Genomic DNA, 20375 nt, shown 5'->3' with positions numbered 1-20375 from the left:
TTTAAAAAGTTGGAATGTGTTGGGCTAACCCTTCAACATTCCAACCTTACAACTTTTCAACGTTAGTCTAACGTAATATCTAAACCTAAACCGCGTAGCTCATGTACCAATACATTGAACGATTCTGGTACACCTGGAGTGGGTAGGTTTTCGCCTTTAACAATGGCTTCGTAAGTTTTGGCCCTTCCAATAACATCATCCGACTTCACTGTCAAGATTTCTTGAAGGATATTAGCTGCACCAAATGCCTCTAATGCCCAAACCTCCATCTCACCAAAACGCTGACCACCAAACTGGGCTTTACCACCCAAAGGTTGTTGCGTAATCAATGAGTATGGTCCGATAGAACGGGCGTGCATCTTATCATCAACCATGTGCCCCAGTTTAAGCATATAGATAATACCTACTGTAGTCGGCTGATCAAATTTCTCGCCAGTTAAACCATTATTTAAGTAAGTTCTACCAGAAGCTGGCAAACCTGCTTTAGCAATCCAATCTTCAACTTCATCACTCTTAGCACCGTCAAAAATTGGCGTAGCAAATTTAACGCCTAATTCTTTACCAGCCCAAGCCAACACAGTTTCGTAGATCTGGCCCAAGTTCATACGTGAAGGTACACCCAGTGGGTTCAACACAATATCAACAGGTGTTCCGTCGTCTAAGAAAGGCATATCTTCATCACGTACAATACGGGCAACAATACCTTTGTTACCGTGACGACCCGCCATCTTATCACCCACTTTTAGTTTACGTTTTTTAGCGACGTAAACCTTTGCCATTTGAACAATTCCGGAAGGAAGCTCATCACCTACACTGATCGCAAATTTATCACGTTTGTAAGCACCTAGTTCTTCATTTACACGAATACCATAATTGTGCAACAACATTTTGATTTGGTCATTCTTATCCTCATCAGTGGTCCATTTATATGGATTGATGTGAGCATATTCCAAATCGGCCAATATCTTTTGGGTAAACTTAGCGCCTTTAGCAATTAACAGTTCTTTGTAAACATTAAATACCCCTTGAGAGGTTTTACCATTTACAATTTGGAACAATTTATCAACTAACTCGTTTTTAAGGTTCTCAACGGCGATATTATATTTTTTATCTAACTTCTCAATAGCCGATTTTTCTTCAGCTTTCGTCGTCTTTTTAGCTCTAGAGAATAACTTGGTATCGATTACCACACCCTTAATTGATGGTGGAGTTTTCAATGAAGCATCTTTTACATCGCCCGCTTTGTCACCAAAGATAGCACGTAGTAATTTCTCTTCTGGTGAAGGATCAGACTCTCCTTTTGGTGTAATTTTACCAATAAGGATATCACCTTCTTTAACCTCGGCACCAATACGGATGATACCGTTTTCATCCAAGTCTTTAGTAGCCTCTTCAGAAACGTTAGGGATATCTGGTGTTAACTCCTCTTCCCCACGTTTGGTATCACGTACTTCTAATTCAAACTCTTCGATGTGTAAAGAGGTAAAAATATCTTCTCTAACAATACGCTCGTTAATTACAATCGCATCCTCAAAGTTATATCCTTGCCAAGGCATGAAAGCAACTTTCAAGTTTCTTCCTAATGCCAGCTCACCATCTTGGGTTGCATATCCCTCGCACAATACCTGACCTTTTACTACTTTCTGACCTTTCTTAACGATTGGTTTCAAGTTGATACAAGTATTCTGGTTGGTTTTTTTGAATTTGGTCAACCTATATTTCCTGCTATCACCTTCAAAAGAAACTAAACGATCATCATCGTTTCTTTCATATTTGATGATAATTTCATTAGAGTCAACGTATTCTACTACACCGTTTCCTTCTGCATTGATCAAGGTTCTAGAGTCACGTGCTACACGACCTTCCAAACCTGTACCTACAATTGGCGCTTCAGGGCGTAACAATGGTACGGCCTGACGCTGCATGTTCGATCCCATCAATGCCCTGTTCGCATCATCGTGTTCCAAGAAAGGAATTAATGAAGCCGCTATAGAGGTGATCTGGTTAGGTGCAATATCCATTAAGTCTAATTTCTCAGGCTCGATAATTGGAAAGTCACCTTCGTAACGGGCCTTAACACGTGGTGTGCTAAAGTTTCCTTTATCATCGTATTGAGCATTAGCCTGTGCAATGGTCTTACCATCTTCATCTTCGGCAGATAGATAAATTACATCTTCATCAACTGCTACAACACCATCAACCACTTTTTTATATGGAGTTTCGATGAAACCCAAACTGTTGATCTTAGCGTGTACACACAGTGAAGAGATCAAACCAATGTTTGGTCCCTCAGGCGTTTCGATAGTACACAAACGCCCGTAGTGCGTATAGTGAACGTCACGAACCTCGAAACCAGCACGCTCACGAGAAAGACCACCAGGACCTAAAGCTGAAAGACGACGCTTGTGCGTGATCTCTGCCAAAGGATTGGTTTGGTCCATGAACTGTGATAGTTGGTTGGTACCAAAGAATGAGTTGATAACCGACGATAAAGTACGGGCATTGATCAAATCGGTTGGAGTGAATACCTCGTTATCGCGAATGTTCATACGCTCACGAATAGTTCTGGCCATACGGGCCAAACCTACACCGAATTGTGCGTATAATTGTTCACCCACGGTACGTACACGACGATTAGACAAGTGATCGATATCATCCACCTCTTCTTTAGAGTTGATCAACTTGATCAAATATTTAACGATCGCAATGATATCAGCTTTGGTTAATACCTTCACATCATCAGGCGTATCCATTTTTAACTTACGGTTGATACGGTACCTACCCACATCACCTAAGTCGTAACGTTTATCTGAAAAGAACAAACGCTCAATGATACCCCTTGCTGTTTCCTCATCAGGTGGTTCTGCGTTACGCAAAGCACGATAAATGTTTTCTACAGCCTCTTTTTCAGAGTTTGAAGTATCCTTTTGTAAAGTATTGTATATAATGGTATAATCAGCTTGAGATGCACCATCATCTTTAGATAAGATAATCGTTTTCACACCTGCATCAATGATCATATCGATATGGTCGTCTTCAAGAACGGTATCCCTATCTAAGATAACTTCGTTACGATCTATAGAAACCACTTCACCTGTATCCTCATCTACAAAATCTTCAACCCATTTTCTTAAAACTCTTGCAGCCAGTTTACGTCCGATATATTTCTTTAAACCAGACTTGCTCACTTTTACTTCATCAGCAAGGTCAAATAGTTCTAAGATATCTTTATCAGAATCGTACCCAATGGCACGCAATAACGTAGTTACCGGGAATTTCTTTTTACGATCGATGTAAGCGTACATGACGTTATTAACGTCTGTAGCAAATTCGATCCAAGAACCTTTAAACGGAATTACACGTGCAGAGTACAATTTGGTACCATTAGTGTGACGGCTTTGGCCGAAGAACACCCCTGGAGACCTGTGCAACTGAGAAACAATTACACGTTCTGCACCGTTAATTACAAATGTACCTTTAGGGGTCATATAAGGAATGGTCCCTAAGTATACATCCTGTATAATGGTTTCAAAATCTTCGTGCTCAGCATCGTTACAGGAAAGCTTCAATTTAGCTTTCAACGGAACGCTGTAAGTTAGCCCACGGTCAATACATTCAGGAATGTCATAACGAGGTGGGTCAATAAAATAATCTAAAAATTCTAAAACAAAGATGTTTCTAGAATCAGTGATTGGGAAATTTTCAGCGAACACTTTAAACAAACCTTCGGTATGACGGTTGTCTGAAGTAGTTTCAATTTGAAAAAATTCTCTAAATGATTGCAACTGCACATCCAGAAAATCTGGATAATCGATAATGTGCTTACTACGTGCAAAATTTACTCTTTGGTCGACTTTATTTGCCAAGGGACTAAATTTAATTTAGTTTAAGAATAAACTATTTTTTGGTTTTTAAAAAGGGGCATTTCATCCACCAAACAAAATGAAACGTTTATAAACGGGAATAGACTCCGACTTAAGAGTCGGAGTCTTTTCCTTTGAGATTCGCTTAAATTAAGTGATTACTTAATTTCAACTACAGCTCCAGCTTCTTCTAATTGTTTTTTCAAAGCTTCTGCTTCGTCTTTAGCAACACCAGCTTTTAATTCTTTAGGTGCACCGTCAACTAAGTCTTTAGCTTCTTTCAAACCTAAACCAGTTAGGTCTTTTACCAATTTAACAACTGCTAATTTCTGACCACCAGCTTCTTTCAAGATTACATCAAAAGATGTTTTCTCTTCAGCAGCAGGAGCATCACCACCAGCAGCAGGAGCAGCAACAGCTACAGCTGCAGCAGCAGGCTCAATACCATACTCGTCTTTTAAGATTTGAGCTAATTCGTTTACTTCTTTAACTGTTAAGTTTACTAATTGCTCAGCAAACGCTTTTAAATCTGCCATTTTATTAAGATTTTAAAAATTTACGTAAAAATAATTTTGTTTAATTGCGAACTTAAGGTGTTCGTTAACCTCTTTCTTGTAGTGTTTTAACAATACCTGCAAGTTTACCTCCGCTTGACTGCAAAGCTGAAACCACATTTTTAGCTGGTGATTGTAATAGACCAATAATTTCGCCAATAAGTTCTTCTCTTGATTTAAGACTAACTAGTGAATCTAAATGGTTATCACCAACAAATATTGCAGTGTCAATATAAGCTGCTTTCAATTGAGGCTTATCTTCACCTTTTCCTTTTCTTAGACTTTTGATCAGCTTAGCTGGACCATTACCTACTTTAGAAAATAATAAGGCAGACTGACCTTTTAATGCTGTAAATATCTCAGAAGAATCACCTTCCAATCCATCAATCGCAATTTTGATTAATGTATTTTTGGCAACTTTCATTTCGATACCGCTCTCGAAACATTTGCGACGGATGTTATTTACTTTCTCAACAGATAAGCCCGAGGTATCAGCAATATAAAAATTGCCATACTCCTGCATTTTCTCTTGAAGAGCTAAAACTACTTCTTGTTTTTCTTCTCTGTTCATAATTAGATCCCCGCTACTGATTTAGTTTCAATTGCAATTCCAGGACTCATTGTTGAAGAAACATGAATGCTCTTAAAATAAGTTCCTTTTGCAGCAGAAGGTTTTAGTTTTGAAATTACCTGAAGTACTTCCAAAGCATTTTCATATATTTTCTCTGCTGAGAATGATACTTTTCCTATTGAAGCATGGATGATACCCGTTTTGTCAACTTTAAAATCGATCTTACCGCCTTTTACATCAGTTACAGCTTTACCAACTTCGTTGGTTACTGTACCCGACTTAGGGTTTGGCATAAGGTTACGTGGGCCTAAAACACGGCCTAGCTTACCTACTTTTGCCATACACGCAGGCGTAGTGATAATAATGTCAACATCTGTCCAACCACCTTCAATTTTAGCTACATATTCGTCTAAACCTACGAAATCTGCTCCAGCTGCTTTAGCCTCTTCTTCCTTGTCAGGAGTACAAAGCACCAAAACGCGAACAGTTTTACCGGTACCGTGAGGTAAAGTAGCAATACCACGAACCATTTGATTGGCTTTACGTGGATCTACACCTAAACTCACATCAATATCAACTGATGCATCGAATTTAACTGTAGTGATCTCTTTTACCAAAGCAGCCGCATCCTTTAAAGAATACGATTTACCGGCTTCTAGTTTAGCGTGTGCTATTTTTTGATTTTTTGTTAACTTAGCCACTTTTGTAAACTGTTTTTTGTTAATTAATTTGTCCAAGGTGCATCACCACTAACGGTGATTCCCATACTGCGTGCTGTACCTGCTACCATTTTCATAGCAGATTCGATAGTGAAAGCATTTAAATCAGTCATCTTATCTTCAGCAATTGACTTAACCTGATCCCAAGTCACCGATCCAACTTTTTTACGGTTGGGCTCAGCAGAACCACTCTGTAATTTAGTAGCTTCTAATAACTGAATAGCTACCGGAGGGGTTTTGATGATAAATTCGAAAGACTTGTCGACATATACAGTAATTACAACGGGTAATACTTTACCTGGCTTATCTTGGGTACGAGCATTGAACTGCTTGCAAAATTCCATAATATTAACACCTTTAGCACCTAATGCAGGTCCTACCGGTGGTGATGGATTTGCCGCTCCGCCTTTGATTTGTAATTTAACAAGTGCACCGACTTCTTTTGCCATTTTCTAATTTGTTAATTGTAATACTCAATGTTAAATATTGGAAGCATGTAACATTTAAGATCCTTTTGAATGCTATATAAGCAAAAAGGACTGCAAAGATATAAATTATCTTGCAGTCCTCCAATATTTTTATCGAAAAATAAAATTATTCTTTTTCTACTTGCATATAGTTAAGCTCAAGTGGGGTTTTACGTCCAAAAATCTTAACCATAACTTTCAGTTTTTTCTTCTCTTCGTTAACCTCTTCTATGATACCGGTAAATCCGTTGAATGGTCCATCCATTACTTTTACGTTCTCCCCTACATAGTAAGCAATATTCATGGTCTCACTTTGCTGGCTCATCTCGTCTACCTTACCTAGTATACGGTTAACTTCTGCTTGGCGCATGGGAATTGGATTACCTGCTTTATCGCCTAAAAATCCAATTACACTATTGATACCTTTTATAATATGCTCCAACTCACCATCTAGGCTTGCTTCGATCAATACATAGCCAGGATAATAGTTACGCTCTTTTGCAATTTTCTTTCCATCTTTCATTTGGTAGTATTTTTCCGTTGGGATCAATACTTGAGGAACTAGATGAGAAAAACCTAAACGGCTAATTTCAGAATCGATATACTGTTTTACCTTCTTCTCTTTACCACTTACCGCCCTAACCACATACCATTTTAGCTGATCGTTCATCTAATAATCTAATTTGAAAGTGAATTGTAAAAAGTTTCTAGGATATAGTTAGATCCTTTATCCATTGCCAACACAACTAAAGCAATAATAGCTGATGCTACCAAAACCAATACTGCAGAATTTTGCAACTCTCCCCAAGTAGGCCAAGTTACCTTCTGGGTCATTTCTTCGTATGATTCTTTAATAAATTGAACTACCTTAGCCATATTTAAATAATTTTAAATGAAAAAACCTTGAATGATTGAATGGGTAAATTTACTCATTTAAACATTTCATATTCAATCATTTTATTTGCACGGGAACAAGGATTCGAACCCTGATCAAAGGTTTTGGAGACCTCTATTCTACCATTGAACTATTCCCGTAGACACAATTAGCTAATCAGCGAACTTGCTAATTAGCTAATTGTTTATTTTTATTGATACTATGCAAGGATTTCAGTTACCTGACCAGCACCTACTGTTCTACCACCTTCACGGATAGCGAAACGTAGACCTTTTTCCATTGCGATAGCGTTGATCAACTTTACAGTGATGGTAACGTTATCACCTGGCATTACCATTTCAGTTCCTTCAGCAAGTGAAATTTCACCAGTTACGTCTGTAGTACGGAAATAGAATTGAGGACGATATTTGTTGAAGAATGGCGTGTGACGACCACCTTCTGCCTTTGATAACACATAGATCTCAGCTTTGAAATCTGTGTGAGGAGTTACCGAACCTGGTTTACAGATTACCATACCACGACGGATATCAGTTTTCTCAATACCACGTAATAATAAACCTACGTTATCACCTGCTTCACCATAATCAAGAATCTTACGGAACATCTCAACACCAGTTACTGTAGATTTTAAGTTCTCAGCACCCATACCTAGGATCTCAACTGGATCTCCAGAGTTGATTACACCACGCTCAATACGACCAGTTGCTACAGTACCACGACCAGTGATCGAGAATACATCTTCAACAGGCATTAAGAATGGAAGATCAGTCAAACGTGGAGGAATTGGAATGTAGCTATCAACAGCTGCCATTAATTCCATGATTTTTGCTACCCATTTAGGATCGCCGTTCAAACCACCAAGAGCTGAACCTTGAATTACAGGAATATCATCACCTGGGAATTCATAGAATGATAATAATTCACGAATTTCCATTTCAACTAGCTCTAACAACTCAGGGTCATCAACCATGTCAACTTTGTTCATGAACACTACTAACGAAGGTACACCTACTTGACGAGCCAATAAGATGTGCTCACGAGTTTGAGGCATTGGACCATCTGTAGCAGCTACCACAATAATAGCACCATCCATTTGTGCAGCACCAGTAACCATGTTTTTCACATAATCCGCGTGACCTGGACAGTCTACGTGAGCATAGTGACGGTTAGCAGTTGAATACTCAACGTGAGCAGTATTGATTGTGATACCTCTTTCTTTTTCCTCTGGAGCAGAGTCAATTGAATCGAATGAACGTGCCTCAGATAAACCTGCATCAGCTAATACTTTAGTGATAGCTGCTGTTAAGGTTGTTTTACCGTGGTCAACGTGACCGATAGTACCGATGTTTAAGTGCGGCTTACTGCGGTCAAACTTTTCTTTTGCCATTTTTTATACTTATTAGTAGGTTAAATTTTTTATTTAATTTATTGTTTTGATACAATTTTCAATACAAAAAACCTTGTTCACTCCGTATATTCAACAGATTTAACAAAGTATCTCATTTTTGAGCCAAAGATGGGACTTGAACCCACGACCTCTTCCTTACCAAGGAAGTGCTCTACCGCTGAGCTACTTCGGCTTTTTTACTTTTTAGCTCATTAGTTCATTTGTCAATTTGTTCATTAGTTAACAATGAACCAGTGAACCAATTCAATAATGAACTTTCACGAGCGGAAGACGAGGTTCGAACTCGCGACCTATAGCTTGGAAGGCTATCGCTCTACCAACTGAGCTACTTCCGCTTTTCGACTGAAGACTTTTGATTTGCGAATTACGATTGAAATTACTCAACCCAAAATCGTCGATCTAAAATCTAAAATCAATTTGGTGGGGAGAGAAGGATTCGAACCTTCGAAGTCTTGCGACAACAGAGTTACAGTCTGTCCCATTTGGCCACTCTGGTATCTCCCCCTCTTTTTATTTACGATTTATCAATTTTCGAATTACGATTGAAATCATTCAACCTAATATCGTCAATCTACGATCTCAAGTAAAAAGAGCCTCCTATCGGAATCGAACCAATGACCTACTGATTACAAGTCAGTTGCTCTACCAGCTGAGCTAAGGAGGCTTAAATCATTTCCAATTAAGTTTAATCGGAAAATTTTAAATATTTTTTAGTCTTTCACAGAACAACCATTTCTTTTTGGAGCAACTCCCTTTCCGAAATGGAATGCAAATCTACACAAATAATTCTTTGATAAAAATTTATTTTAAAAAAAATTTAGCGGGTGGTGGCCCGCTAAATTTATACTATTCTCATATCAAAAATATCATATTAATAATCAAGCAGTTCGTCTGCACTCAACACCTCTTTATGTTCGCTTAATTTTGTTCTTGTTTTTGTTTTATGTTTAGAAATTTGTCTTCTTAATGATTCAATGGCCAAATCGGTAGCCTCTTCAAAAGACTTACATTGTTCTTTGGCAAACATGGTACCTCCTGGTACCATTAATTTTATTTCAGAGATTTTATTTTCTTCACTCTCTACATTCTCCAACCTCAGATATACCTCTCCGCCTATAATTTGATCGAAAAACTGATCCAACTTATCAACTTTTTTTTGAATAAACTCCAGTAACTTCTTGTCTGCATTGAAATGGATAGACTGTACTCTAATTTTCATTTTTCCTCCTTTTTTACGCCTTTGGATGGGCTTGTTTATAAATGGACTTTAATCTTTCTATAGAATTGTGGGTATAAACCTGCGTTGCCGCTAGGCTAGCATGCCCAAGTAGTTCCTTTATTGCATTTAAATCTGCCCCCCTGTTCAACAAACTGCTGGCAAATGAATGCCTAAGCACATGTGGGCTTTTCTTTTCCTGTGTGGACACCAATTTCAGGCAATCGTTTACAATCCGATAAATCAAATTTGGATATGCCTTGCCTCCATTATTAGTAACGATTAGAAATGGGCTTTTGTTGTCAAAATTTTGCAAAGTTTTTAAAGCGGTGAAATCTTTCAGTTGTGCCAACAGCATCCCATGTAATGGAATAATCCTTTCTTTGTTTCTTTTCCCCAATACCTTTATCGTTCCTTCATAATAATCTACATCAGTTTCCTTCAAGGCTATGAGTTCGGCCAAACGCATACCTGTGCCAAATAAAATCTCGATCACCATCCTGGCCCTCTGGCCAACAAAAGAATCGCCAAAGCTATCTTCATCATCTAACAGCCTATCCATTTTCACCTCTTCTATAAAAACAGGAAGTCGTGCAGGTACTTTAGGCGATTTAACCAATTGAGTAGGATTTTTAGTGACTATACTTTCGCGAAGAAGAAACTTATAAAAACTGCGCAGTGCAGATAATTTACGACCCGTTGCATTTTCGGACAGTCCATGATCCAATTGTTTAACCATAAAACTACGGATGTGTGCCGAATCGGCTTCCTCCATAGCTAGCTCGAAATCTTCTTTAAGAAAAGCTTCAAATTGTAGCAGATCTGTTTCATAGGATTTCAGGGTATGCAGCGAGTAACGTCTTTCATACTGAAGATATTTAATAAAATCGCTAACAAGCATCGGCCGGTAGATTTGGTTCGAAAGTCAATATACAAAAAAATCTGATTCCAATATTTTTTTATAAAAAAATGCCCCCAAAATTTGGGGGCATCTTATATATTTATATTATCATATCAAGTTGGCTTAAATAGCTCCTTCTTGATTTAAGTTCTGAATGTAGATTGCTTTCTTAACTTCAGTACGACGAGTTACGGATTTCTTCTCGTAAGCTTGACGGCTACGTAGTTCTCTCAAAACACCAGTTTTCTCAAACTTCTTCTTGAAACGTTTAAGCGCCTTATCTAATGATTCGCCGTCTTTAATATTTATTATAATCATAACGTTGAAATACCTCCTCTCGTTGTTTTTAAATCCCTTGTTTTACTAGGGGATGCAAATGTAGGTAAAATATTGAAATAAAGAAAGTTCTTTATAAAAAAATAAGCCTGCTACATTTTGCTCTGAAAGAGAAACCTTACTTTTTACAATAACATATAAAACTGTTTTCTTTTATTAAATGTTAAGTAATATAAAAACGTATCATGACCACAGGAAAAAAAATAGCCATTGCAGTATCAGTTATTGTAGTGGTAGTTTTAGCGGCTATTACCTATTATAGGTATTATTTTGTGTTTGGCGAAGGGGTTAAGGCCGGCGACCTAAACTACATTGTAAAAAAAGGCTATCTTTTCAAAACCTATGAAGGCAAGCTCATACAATCGGGCATCAGATCTAGGCAAACAGGAACTGTACAATCCAACGAATTTGAGTTCTCGGTTTCAGACGAAGCAGTGGCACAAAAAATGATGGCCAATAGTGGTAAAACTTTTGAATTACATTATAAAGAATATAAAGGCTCATTGCCTTGGCGGGGATTTAGCGTATATGTGGTTGACAGTGTTGTAAGCATGCGTGACCCACTCCCATAAATGCCTTGTTCAACAGATGGCAATTACTGTCTTTCCTAACAGTGGGCGTTGGGAGAATTAATATTCTCCCAACGCCCACTTAAATTAGACCTTATATCGTTTGTAAGATTAGTTAATGGTATTGAGATAATTGTCTATATCGCTTGCCGTGGCAGGAGAAACCGGCACATTTAAGTGTAGGTCTGCACTTACCGTAAAATTCACATGTCCAAAATAGATTACATCGTTCATGTCAGTTGATAAAATTACCAGCTTTCCTTTCAGGCCAATTGGCATAGAATTGAGATAGGACTGGTGTTTATTGATGGCCAGTACAAAGGGTAAACCCGCTACACTTTTAATATCATCGAACACCATATAGGCCCTTTGATCTTTTATACTTGGGTTCATGCCCACATATACTGGACTTGCAGTAATGGTTGTTTTTGGGTTGGGATTACTATAAAAGTAATCACAGTTGATCCAACCAAAGTTTGGCAGGGAAAACTGATAAAAATCTGTACTTGTGGCCACTCTTGCTTTTTGGTCCAATACCCATGTGCTATCTGAAACCGTAGTACCACTAAACACAAACAAGTTCATTGGGTCGGTATTAAAAGTTGTTGGTACTTTTACATTCACATTTACCGCCGGATTTAATTTTAGTAACTGCCCATTTTGGCTAGCTAAAATCTGAAACTCTCCTCCTGAAATCAATAATTGACCATTAGACTGGGTGACCTTTCCCGAAAGGAGGATATCTCTTTTACTTAAAATCTCCGTTAAGCTTATGATTACATTTCCTGTAACCACGTTGCCTGCAGCATCCAGAAATGCATTGGCAGGGAAATCAAATTTCATACCCTTTGCGCCCGTTATACTAAATGCTGTTGTTGCTGTTCCATTAAATTTTTGGGTAGGTACCGTAAATTTAGCTTTAAACTCGGCCAAGGTAAGTTTCGAGCTATCTGTTCCTTTATCCTTTTTACAGGCAAATAAAAAGGTGATCAATAGTACTGCTATTAAAGTTAAATTTTTCATCGTTCAAAGTTTTTAGTTTTCGCTTACTCTATTAAGGCTTTTCAGCTTTCGCCATGCTTTATATGAGTATATCAATGAACTTGATTTTTTGTTACCCCCTACTGCTACTTTTTTTTATTCAAATAACAAACCAATCTACCATACAACTGATAAACAAACAATTACAACAAAATCAATAGACTAAATTTTGCTTATATAGATATAAACAATCAAAGAAATAGGACGACGTAACCAGCAAGGGCCCTTTACAGGAAGAGATTATAAAATAATGTACAATTCACAGAAAATTAACATGTACGACCTAGATTTGCAGTGTTAAATATTTGGTTAGTATTTATCATACAGTTTAGGTTAGTTGATAGTAGAAAGCCTCGATGGATGTCGAGGCTTTCTACTTTTAAAAAAAGGTTATAAAGCTGCATTACAAGCAATTGCCTGACCACATTAAAAATTCTTTCCAATTTTCTCCAATATCTCTGCTGGTATTTTTTCGGTATCAACCACCAAGAAACCATCCAAACAGTCTGAGAATTTTGGATCAATATTGAAACAGATAATCTTTGCATTCAGATTCATATATTGACGTAATAATACTGGTATCTTGATATGGGTGCTTTCAATATCGGCAATTAAGCTATCTAGGTCTTTTAGACTTTCACTATTCTCTATAAGCAAATCGGTATCTATTGGAGAAAGGTCTGCTTTAAATTTGTTCCTGGGCTTAACGTAATGTGCCAGTTCATAATCGAAATGATTCTTGGTGATAAAATCGACAATGAGCGACTTGCTAAATTTGGAAAAGCTATTACTTATACTTACCGGACCAAACATATAACGATATTGGGGATTGAGGATCAGGTATTTTAGGATTCCTTTCCAGAGCAGAAAAAGGGGTAAAGGTTTTTGCTGATACTCTTTTCTAATCCAGGAGCGCCCCAGTTCGATACCCTGCCTCAAGATAGGATAGAAAGGTTCTTTGATCTTGAAAAGTTCAGAAATATAGAAACCTCTCTTGCCCATCGTATCCAAAATCTCATCGCCCTTACCTATGCGATAGGCACCTACTATCAATTCTGCTTCTTTATCCCAAATAAACAGGTGGTTATAATAGATATCATAATTATCAAGGTCTATTTTTTTGTTTGTCCCTTCGCCTACTTCTCTGAAGGTGATTTCCCTTAACCGCCCTATTTCCCTCAAAATATGAGGTATACTTGAGGTAGGCACAATATACACCTCGTAATTTTTCTCTTCCCAAACCCTAAAATCAGTAAGACCAGCAACCTCTTTTACAATTAGTCCCTTATCTGTTTCCTCTACAATGTGGGCAGGTTTTTTCTTGATCTTAAATAGGTTGATCGGGTTGAAAAGCTTCTTTTCTTGTTCCAAGCTGGTACCCAGAGCGTAGGTCCTTGCCCTTAAAAAGTCTAAAAGCTTGTTCGTATCTTTATTATAGGAAATATCTTCAATCTTAATCGGTTTACCAATCCTTACCTTAATCTTCAAGCCTTGTTTGTTCAAGAACTCGGAAGGAAGTTTTGCCGTTCTTAATGTTGGATGTATAAAGCTCAAAATATTGAACAACACCCCATTGTTACCATGAAAGTAGATCGGCACCACTGGTAATTTGGCCTTAGCCACCAATTTGCCTACTACTGGATGCCACAGTCTATCGGTAATTTCCTGACTTTCCAAATTAAAGGTAGACACCTCTCCGGCGGGGAAAATACCTATTGGTGTACCGCTTTGCAATAAATCAAAGGTAACTTTAAGTCCACTGATACTAGAGGAATGCTGTACATTTTCAAAAGGGTTAACTGCAACAAAAAATTCGCTTAGGTTAGGTATTTTCTTAAGAATGAAATTCACCATCACTTTGGCCTCTGGTCTCACCATACATAAAAGCTTAACCAATGCCAGCCCTTCAACTCCCCCATATGGATGATTAGCTATTGCTATGAAACCTCCTGTTTTGGGTATATTTTTTAAGTCATCTTCATCAAAATCAATCGAAACACCAATGGTCTCCAAAATCTTATCTACAAACTCTAACCCTTCAAAATGCTGGTTCATAGAAAATACCTTATTAATGTCATTTAGCTTCATTACCTCCATCAGTAAAGCTGCTAATCCCGGTACGCCCAACTTATCAATCTTTGTAGCCTGCGCAAATTCCTTGGTCGTAATAATTTTCATTTAGAAACAATAAGGTTAGTTTATAAAGCAATTTCAAAAATAAGATTTATATTTATAGTAAATAACCTATTTGTATGAAAAATTGGTTAATGAGTATTTTTTCCTTTTCCAAAAGAGAATATAATGGACTGCTTTTTCTCTTGTTCATTACATTGGCCGTATCAATTTTTCCTTACCTGTACGAACACTTCTATGATAACGATCAACCTCCCAACGAAGCAGAAAAAATAGCGTTACAACAATTGGTTTTGGCAGATAGATATGATCGAAAATCAAAACAGGATGTCCGAAATGAGATCGAAAATTCATCTACCCCAAAGGCGACCAGCTATTTTCCATTCGACCCGAACTTGATTGATGAAAAACAATGGCAACAACTGGGGCTTTCCTATAGGCAGGCTTTATCCATTGTCAATTATGTAAAAAAGGGAGGGAAATTTCGTCAACCTACCGACTTAAAGAAAATGTATACCCTATCGGAAAGAAAATATGAAGAACTGTTACCCTACGTTACCATTAACCAACCCGAAAAAACCGAGAAAAAGCCATTTGCATTTCCCCAGAAAGAACGGGTTATCGTAGAAATTAATCTGGCAGACAGTATACAACTTTATCAAATAAGGGGTATTGGTCCAGCATTTGCCCGCCGTATTATCAAATACAGGGAACGTTTAGGTGGGTTTACCCATAAAGAACAACTCTTTCAGGTTTATGGAATAGATTCTGCCAAGTTTGATGAAATTAAAGACCAAATTGCAATAGACGTTTCGGCAATAAGAAAGATCAATATAAATACAGCCGAATTTGACGATCTCAAAAACCATCCCTACCTGAAGTACAAACAATTAAACGCTATTATACAATACCGTAGGCAACATGGCCCCTACAAAGGTATTGCAGATTTAAATAAAGTACTTATCTTAACACCAGAAACCATTCAAAACATCTCTCCTTATTTGAGCTTTTAAAATGATAGAAAACAAAATCAAACAAACTGTACGTGACATCCCAAATTTCCCAAAACCTGGAATAGTTTTTAAAGATATTACACCAATATTAAAAGATGCAACCTTATGTAATGAAATTACCCGTTCCCTAGCTGGGCAGTTGGCCCATTTAGAAATAGACGTGGTAGCTGGCATTGAAAGTAGAGGTTTTTTATTTGGATTAGCTTTGGCCCAAATTTTAAATGTACCTTTTGTCCCCATCAGGAAAGCGGGCAAGCTCCCTTATAAAACGGTACAACAATCTTATTCTCTAGAATACGGAACAGCCACCCTAGAAATACATGAAGATGCTTTTCTCCCTCAACAAAATGTGTTGATACATGATGATCTTTTAGCCACAGGCGGCACAGTGGTAGCTGCATCTGAGTTGGTTCATAAACTACGGGCTAAGGTAATAGGCTATTCGTTTCTTATCCATCTCGGCTTCTTAAACGGACAACAAAGATTAACCAAATTTAGTCCCAACATTTTTTCGTTAGCTGGTTATTAATCAATATGAAAAAGATTTTTTTGGTGCCCACCTTCTAAAAAACTTATAATTTGGCGGTCAAACTTAAAGTCAAAACAAAATATCGAAATATTTTTTAGTGAAAAAATACGGTTACGATTGTTTGTTTTCTACCACTTTTAGCAAGTAAATGAACTAATAACCAAAACATTCTACTCAAAAAAGAACAAAAATACTTTGACAGTATAATATTATTTGCTTAATATTGTTCTCAACCAAATATAAATCTTACTAAACTGTTTAAATACAATGGCTAAACATAGCTCGTATTTAAGCAGTTTTTTTCTTTTAAACCAATTTATTTTATGCAGTTAGGCTTTAGTTTCACTGAAACAGAAAATCAGTCCATCATTAAAAAAATGGTAAGTGATTTTGCGGAGAAGAACATCAGAAAGAATGTAATGGACTGGGATGAAGCGCAACACTTCCCCATTGAAGTATTCAAACAGCTTGGGGAGTTGGGCTTAATGGGGGTGTTAGTGCCCGAGCTCTATGGAGGCTCTGCCTTGGGCTATCAAGAGTATGTTGACATTATTGTAGAAATTTCAAAAGTTTGCGGTTCTATCGGCTTGTCATTAGCTGCCCACAATTCATTGTGTACCGGCCATATACTTGCCTTTGCCAATGATGAACAAAAATTAAAATGGCTCCCTAAATTGGCTACTGCCGAATGGCTTGGAGCTTGGGGACTAACCGAAGCCAATACAGGTTCTGATGCCCTACGCATGCGCACTACCGCTGTTTTAGATGGAGATGACTATGTAATCAATGGCGCCAAGAACTGGATCACCCATGGCAAGTCTGGAGATGTTGCGGTAGTGATGGTACGCACAGGGGAATCTGGCAGTTCCAAAGGCATATCTGCCATAGTGGTAGAACGAGGTACTCCAGGCTTTCATGCTGGCAAGAAAGAGAACAAGCTGGGCATGCGTGCTTCTGAAACTACAGAAATGATCTTTGACAATTGCCGAGTGCCCAAAAAGAACTTATTAGGTGTGGAAGGCGAAGGCTTTAAGCAGGCCATGAAAGTTTTAGACGGGGGAAGAATCTCCATCGCTGCACTTTCATTAGGTATTGCCAAAGGTGCCTATTTGGCTGCCCTGGCCTATTCAAAAGAAAGGCAACAGTTTGGGCAATCCATTTCGAGCTTTCAAGCTATAAGTTTCAAACTGGCTGATATGGCTACCCAAATTGAAGCAGCAGAATTATTGATCCGTCAGGCTGCCGATTTAAAAAACAGACATGAACCTGTCAGCAAACAATCTGCCATGGCCAAATATTATGCTTCTGAAGTGGCGGTAACCTGTGCTACTGAAGCCGTACAGATTTTTGGCGGATATGGCTATACCAAAGATTTTCCGGTAGAAAAATTTTATCGGGACAGCAAACTTTGTACCATTGGCGAAGGAACTTCCGAAATCCAAAAGATTGTCATTGCCAGAGAAATCTTAAAATAACCTTTACCATATCATTTTCCATGTTAAGCTATGGTGAAAGCCTTTATATTTAACAATGGCTTAACATGGATTGCCATATGTTTTAAATTTCCCTAATAATTCAGTGGCTTCTTCTTTAAAAAAAGATTAACTATATGTAAATTTATAGTTAAGCAAATGTTAAGTCATTGAAAGTGATCTCGAAATATAGCCTTATTGTTTTATTGACATTTTCGTTCAATATATCTGCCCCAATAAAGGCAGAGGCACAATTGTACAGCTTCGATTTTTATGATGGCACTTTCAATTTTATGGCCAATACCAACCTATTGACCAACTTCAAAGGATCTCTTGACGCATCGAACATCAAGGAATTTTATAGGCATCTTGATACATTGAGTTCGACCCCTATAATCGAATCATTGAAAGCTTATAAAGAAAAGCACCAATTAAATGACTGGCTTTATTATCAACTGATCAGAAAAACTGCCGAACAACTGAGCCCAAAAGCCAAAAATTATAACAGCTATACTCTATATAAATGGTTTTTCATGGTAAAATCAGGTTATGATGCAAAAATTGCCATTGGAAACAACCAAATTATATTTTATGTACGTTGTGAGGAAGATATTGCCGATATCCCTTTCTTTGTTATTGATCAAAAAAAGTACATGTGCCTAAACTATCACGACTATGGCAAGCTTTTCCAAAGGGAAGACACTTATTTCCCTGTAGATATCAAACCTGCTGAGGCTAAAAATGTTTTTAGCTACAAGGTTACCCGAATGCCTGATTTCACTCCAGAAAACTACGAGGAAAAAGACATCAACTTTAGGTATAAGCATAAAACCTTCCATTTTAAGCTAAAAATAAACAAGCAAGTAGATGGCATATTTACCAATTATCCAGGTGTTGATTTTGAAAGTTATTTCAACATTCCCTTAAGCAGGGAAACTTATCAATCGCTTATCCCTACGCTGAAAGAATATGTAAAGGGGATGAATACCAAAAAGGGCGTTGATTACCTCATGCGCTTTACTCGATATGCTTTTTTATATGAGAATGATGACGAAAATTTTGGAAAGGAAAAACGATTATCGCCAGAGCAAACACTGATTAACAACTTTAGTGATTGTGATGATAGAGCGGCACTTTTTTTCTATTTGGTGAAAGAAATCTATAATTTGCCTATGGTGGCCCTGCTCTACCCTACGCATATTACCATGGCTGTTGCTTTTGACAAGCCCATTGGCACAGGAATTTATTATAATGGCAAGATTTATTCTATCTGTGAACCTACGCCTCAAGAGCGGGATCTCAAAATTGGGGAACTATCCCGCAACCTTAAAAACCAACAATATGAAGTAGTATATAATTACCAGCCGAAGCACTAAACTCATGATATTGTTATTTGTTCCGCAACAAAAATTACCAGATGACAACAAGTGTTCGTATCATCATATCGGGCCATAAAATCAAAAGCCCCAAAGCTTAATTGCTTTAGGGCTTTATATCCTTTAAATTAAGGTATTATTTTACAGCACCTGGAGTGGTGTAAGGTAAGTTTTGAGGATCAAAATGAGCCCAACCTGCAGCCCAGTTCTCTGTACCAAAGGCACCTCTGTAAGTTACTTTATCAAAGAAAGCATCTGTTACTTTAGCATTTGTAAATAAAGCGCCCGATGCTGCTGGTGAACCAGCTTTATAAGTAAAATCGGGTATACCTGCAAATGTTCCAGTAGCGATATCTGAAGAGTATTTGAAAGGGGCATTGATCAATGCATCACCCCAAGAACCTGGTAAAAAAGTATTTGTTGCTCTTAAGCCTACTTCAATATCAGCTTTATTTGTTCCTTTAATATCTTGACCAGTAATTCCATAAACCAAGTTGTTCTCAAACGACAATCTTCCTGAGGTATAGTTCAAAGTTGTTGCTTTAGCTACAGAAACTTTAGTATCATCAATATAAATTCCATCAGGGAAACCTGTAAAGATTGAATTGAAAGTACTGATTGATGAATTTCTTCTAATTTGAGCAGCGTGTTGAAAGAAACCGTTAATTTTAGTACTAGCTGTTGCTAAAGGACCAATGATCGTTACGTTAGAGAAAATTGCAGAAGTTTGTGGAGTTGCTGTAGTTCCATCTGGATCGTTATCTGATTCGAAACCATTTGAACCCGATTGATCGGCGATCAAAGGATAGCGTTGAGCTACAGCAAATTGAATTTTTCCAGAGAAACCATTATCTGTATCAAAATCATCATCCCAAGTACCAGTTGCAATTAAATGTTTTGCATTTACTGTACCACCAAACCATTCAAAAGCATCATCACCAGAACGATAAACTTGAACATAGTCAATAGTAGTACCAGAACCTACAGCACCAAATGTAATACCATTAATTTCATTATCAACTGAGAAAGGAATACCCGCATATTCTACACGAACATATTTTAAAACACCCGAATTATCAGCAGCATCAGTACCTCCAAATTGAATATATTTAGCTTCTTGACCAGTAACAGTTGAAGTTAAGGGCGATATTAGCACAAATACCACTTGGACTGCTGACAAAATCTACCAATTAAAAGGTTTCGTTTATGTTACTGATGGTGCAACGTTAACCATTCAACCAGGTACTATCATTAAAGGTGATAAATCAAGCAAAGCTACTTTAATTATTACAAGAGGAGCGAAAATTAATGC

The 20375-nt window shown here is 37.6% G+C and carries 19 protein-coding genes and 5 tRNA genes; 5 read left to right on the top strand and 19 right to left on the bottom strand.

Annotated features, from left to right (window positions below):
• Positions 1–62: 62 nt before the first annotated feature.
• From rpoB to rpsU, 16 genes are all read right to left on the bottom strand, one after another.
• Positions 63–3866, bottom strand: coding sequence for a DNA-directed RNA polymerase subunit beta (gene rpoB, locus JHD79_RS14690; RefSeq protein WP_199120054.1), 3804 nt, complete (start codon positions 3864–3866; stop codon positions 63–65).
• A gap of 155 nt (positions 3867–4021) precedes the next feature.
• Positions 4022–4399, bottom strand: coding sequence for a 50S ribosomal protein L7/L12 (gene rplL, locus JHD79_RS14685; RefSeq protein WP_199120053.1), 378 nt, complete (start codon positions 4397–4399; stop codon positions 4022–4024).
• Between the two features lie 64 nt (positions 4400–4463).
• Positions 4464–4988 carry a 50S ribosomal protein L10 gene (rplJ, locus tag JHD79_RS14680; protein ID WP_199120052.1) on the bottom strand — a complete coding sequence of 175 codons (525 nt, stop codon included), beginning with the start codon at positions 4986–4988 and terminating at the stop codon, positions 4464–4466.
• 2 nt (positions 4989–4990) lie between these two features.
• A complete protein-coding gene (gene rplA, locus JHD79_RS14675; protein WP_199120082.1) occupies positions 4991–5689 on the bottom strand; it encodes a 50S ribosomal protein L1 in 699 nt (232 codons plus the stop codon).
• A gap of 23 nt (positions 5690–5712) precedes the next feature.
• A complete protein-coding gene (rplK, locus tag JHD79_RS14670; protein WP_113652284.1) occupies positions 5713–6156 on the bottom strand; it encodes a 50S ribosomal protein L11 in 444 nt (147 codons plus the stop codon).
• Positions 6157–6301: 145 nt separating this feature from the next.
• Positions 6302–6844, bottom strand: coding sequence for a transcription termination/antitermination protein NusG (gene nusG / locus JHD79_RS14665; RefSeq protein WP_199120051.1), 543 nt, complete (start codon positions 6842–6844; stop codon positions 6302–6304).
• 8 nt (positions 6845–6852) lie between these two features.
• A complete protein-coding gene (gene secE, locus JHD79_RS14660) occupies positions 6853–7050 on the bottom strand; it encodes a preprotein translocase subunit SecE (protein WP_199120050.1) in 198 nt (65 codons plus the stop codon).
• Between the two features lie 88 nt (positions 7051–7138).
• Positions 7139–7209: transfer RNA gene (locus tag JHD79_RS14655), tRNA-Trp, on the bottom strand.
• A 59-nt stretch (positions 7210–7268) separates the two neighbouring features.
• Positions 7269–8456, bottom strand: coding sequence for an elongation factor Tu (tuf, locus tag JHD79_RS14650; RefSeq protein WP_199120049.1), 1188 nt, complete (start codon positions 8454–8456; stop codon positions 7269–7271).
• 121 nt (positions 8457–8577) lie between these two features.
• A tRNA-Thr gene (locus tag JHD79_RS14645) sits at positions 8578–8649 on the bottom strand.
• A gap of 90 nt (positions 8650–8739) precedes the next feature.
• Positions 8740–8812, bottom strand: a tRNA-Gly gene (locus JHD79_RS14640).
• Between the two features lie 83 nt (positions 8813–8895).
• A tRNA-Tyr gene (locus tag JHD79_RS14635) sits at positions 8896–8981 on the bottom strand.
• A gap of 87 nt (positions 8982–9068) precedes the next feature.
• A tRNA-Thr gene (locus tag JHD79_RS14630) sits at positions 9069–9141 on the bottom strand.
• Between the two features lie 207 nt (positions 9142–9348).
• Positions 9349–9696: a ribosome hibernation-promoting factor, HPF/YfiA family gene (gene hpf / locus JHD79_RS14625; RefSeq protein WP_199120048.1), complete on the bottom strand. Its 348-nt coding sequence runs from the start codon at positions 9694–9696 to the stop codon at positions 9349–9351.
• Positions 9697–9709: 13 nt separating this feature from the next.
• Positions 9710–10594 (bottom strand): tyrosine-type recombinase/integrase, encoded by an 885-nt coding sequence (locus tag JHD79_RS14620; protein WP_199120047.1) that lies wholly within the window; start codon positions 10592–10594, stop codon positions 9710–9712.
• A 123-nt stretch (positions 10595–10717) separates the two neighbouring features.
• The gene (rpsU, locus tag JHD79_RS14615) at positions 10718–10912 is read right to left on the bottom strand and encodes a 30S ribosomal protein S21 (protein WP_199120046.1); all 195 of its coding nucleotides are present in this window, start codon (positions 10910–10912) and stop codon (positions 10718–10720) included.
• 203 nt (positions 10913–11115) lie between these two features.
• On the opposite strand from rpsU, the gene JHD79_RS14610 reads away from it, so the two are divergent.
• Positions 11116–11502, top strand: coding sequence for a hypothetical protein (locus tag JHD79_RS14610; RefSeq protein WP_199120045.1), 387 nt, complete (start codon positions 11116–11118; stop codon positions 11500–11502).
• A gap of 108 nt (positions 11503–11610) precedes the next feature.
• Here the strand turns inward: JHD79_RS14610 and JHD79_RS14605 are convergent, their stop codons facing one another.
• Positions 11611–12522 carry a hypothetical protein gene (locus tag JHD79_RS14605; protein ID WP_199120044.1) on the bottom strand — a complete coding sequence of 304 codons (912 nt, stop codon included), beginning with the start codon at positions 12520–12522 and terminating at the stop codon, positions 11611–11613.
• Positions 12523–12966: 444 nt separating this feature from the next.
• Positions 12967–14718, bottom strand: coding sequence for a lysophospholipid acyltransferase family protein (locus JHD79_RS14600; protein WP_199120043.1), 1752 nt, complete (start codon positions 14716–14718; stop codon positions 12967–12969).
• A 74-nt stretch (positions 14719–14792) separates the two neighbouring features.
• On the opposite strand from JHD79_RS14600, the gene JHD79_RS14595 reads away from it, so the two are divergent.
• The 4 genes from JHD79_RS14595 (at position 14793) to JHD79_RS14580 (ending at position 19063) form a co-directional block, all read left to right on the top strand.
• A complete protein-coding gene (locus JHD79_RS14595) occupies positions 14793–15686 on the top strand; it encodes a ComEA family DNA-binding protein (RefSeq protein ID WP_199120042.1) in 894 nt (297 codons plus the stop codon).
• 1 nt (position 15687) lies between these two features.
• Positions 15688–16215 carry an adenine phosphoribosyltransferase gene (locus JHD79_RS14590; protein WP_199120041.1) on the top strand — a complete coding sequence of 176 codons (528 nt, stop codon included), beginning with the start codon at positions 15688–15690 and terminating at the stop codon, positions 16213–16215.
• A 323-nt stretch (positions 16216–16538) separates the two neighbouring features.
• Positions 16539–17690 (top strand): acyl-CoA dehydrogenase family protein, encoded by a 1152-nt coding sequence (locus tag JHD79_RS14585; RefSeq protein WP_199120040.1) that lies wholly within the window; start codon positions 16539–16541, stop codon positions 17688–17690.
• Positions 17691–17863: 173 nt separating this feature from the next.
• The gene (locus tag JHD79_RS14580; protein ID WP_370583338.1) at positions 17864–19063 is read left to right on the top strand and encodes a hypothetical protein; all 1200 of its coding nucleotides are present in this window, start codon (positions 17864–17866) and stop codon (positions 19061–19063) included.
• Positions 19064–19199: 136 nt separating this feature from the next.
• Here the strand turns inward: JHD79_RS14580 and JHD79_RS14575 are convergent, their stop codons facing one another.
• On the bottom strand, positions 19200–20228 hold the full coding sequence (locus tag JHD79_RS14575) for a hypothetical protein (protein WP_233164718.1): 1029 nt from the start codon (positions 20226–20228) through the stop codon (positions 19200–19202).
• Between the last annotated feature and the right edge of the window lie 147 nt (positions 20229–20375).

Source organism: Pedobacter sp. ASV28, from assembly GCF_016428855.1.
Classification (GTDB): domain Bacteria; phylum Bacteroidota; class Bacteroidia; order Sphingobacteriales; family Sphingobacteriaceae; genus Pedobacter.
This window is presented reverse-complemented; position numbering and strand designations above follow the sequence as displayed.

Excerpts from the sequence above, each read along its gene's own strand:
- rplL (WP_199120053.1), bottom strand. The coding sequence starts at position 4,399 with ATGGCAGATTTAAAAGCGTTTGCTGAGCAATTAGTAAACTTAACAGTT.
- rplJ (WP_199120052.1), bottom strand. The coding sequence starts at position 4,988 with ATGAACAGAGAAGAAAAACAAGAAGTAGTTTTAGCTCTTCAAGAGAAA.
- rplK (WP_113652284.1), bottom strand. The coding sequence starts at position 6,156 with ATGGCAAAAGAAGTCGGTGCACTTGTTAAATTACAAATCAAAGGCGGA.
- nusG (WP_199120051.1), bottom strand. The coding sequence starts at position 6,844 with ATGAACGATCAGCTAAAATGGTATGTGGTTAGGGCGGTAAGTGGTAAA.
- secE (WP_199120050.1), bottom strand. The coding sequence starts at position 7,050 with ATGGCTAAGGTAGTTCAATTTATTAAAGAATCATACGAAGAAATGACC.
- tuf (WP_199120049.1), bottom strand. The coding sequence starts at position 8,456 with ATGGCAAAAGAAAAGTTTGACCGCAGTAAGCCGCACTTAAACATCGGT.
- hpf (WP_199120048.1), bottom strand. The coding sequence starts at position 9,696 with ATGAAAATTAGAGTACAGTCTATCCATTTCAATGCAGACAAGAAGTTA.
- JHD79_RS14620 (WP_199120047.1), bottom strand. The coding sequence starts at position 10,594 with ATGCTTGTTAGCGATTTTATTAAATATCTTCAGTATGAAAGACGTTAC.
- rpsU (WP_199120046.1), bottom strand. The coding sequence starts at position 10,912 with ATGATTATAATAAATATTAAAGACGGCGAATCATTAGATAAGGCGCTT.
- JHD79_RS14610 (WP_199120045.1), top strand. The coding sequence starts at position 11,116 with ATGACCACAGGAAAAAAAATAGCCATTGCAGTATCAGTTATTGTAGTG.
- JHD79_RS14605 (WP_199120044.1), bottom strand. The coding sequence starts at position 12,522 with ATGAAAAATTTAACTTTAATAGCAGTACTATTGATCACCTTTTTATTT.
- JHD79_RS14600 (WP_199120043.1), bottom strand. The coding sequence starts at position 14,718 with ATGAAAATTATTACGACCAAGGAATTTGCGCAGGCTACAAAGATTGAT.
- JHD79_RS14595 (WP_199120042.1), top strand. The coding sequence starts at position 14,793 with ATGAAAAATTGGTTAATGAGTATTTTTTCCTTTTCCAAAAGAGAATAT.
- JHD79_RS14590 (WP_199120041.1), top strand. The coding sequence starts at position 15,688 with ATGATAGAAAACAAAATCAAACAAACTGTACGTGACATCCCAAATTTC.
- JHD79_RS14585 (WP_199120040.1), top strand. The coding sequence starts at position 16,539 with ATGCAGTTAGGCTTTAGTTTCACTGAAACAGAAAATCAGTCCATCATT.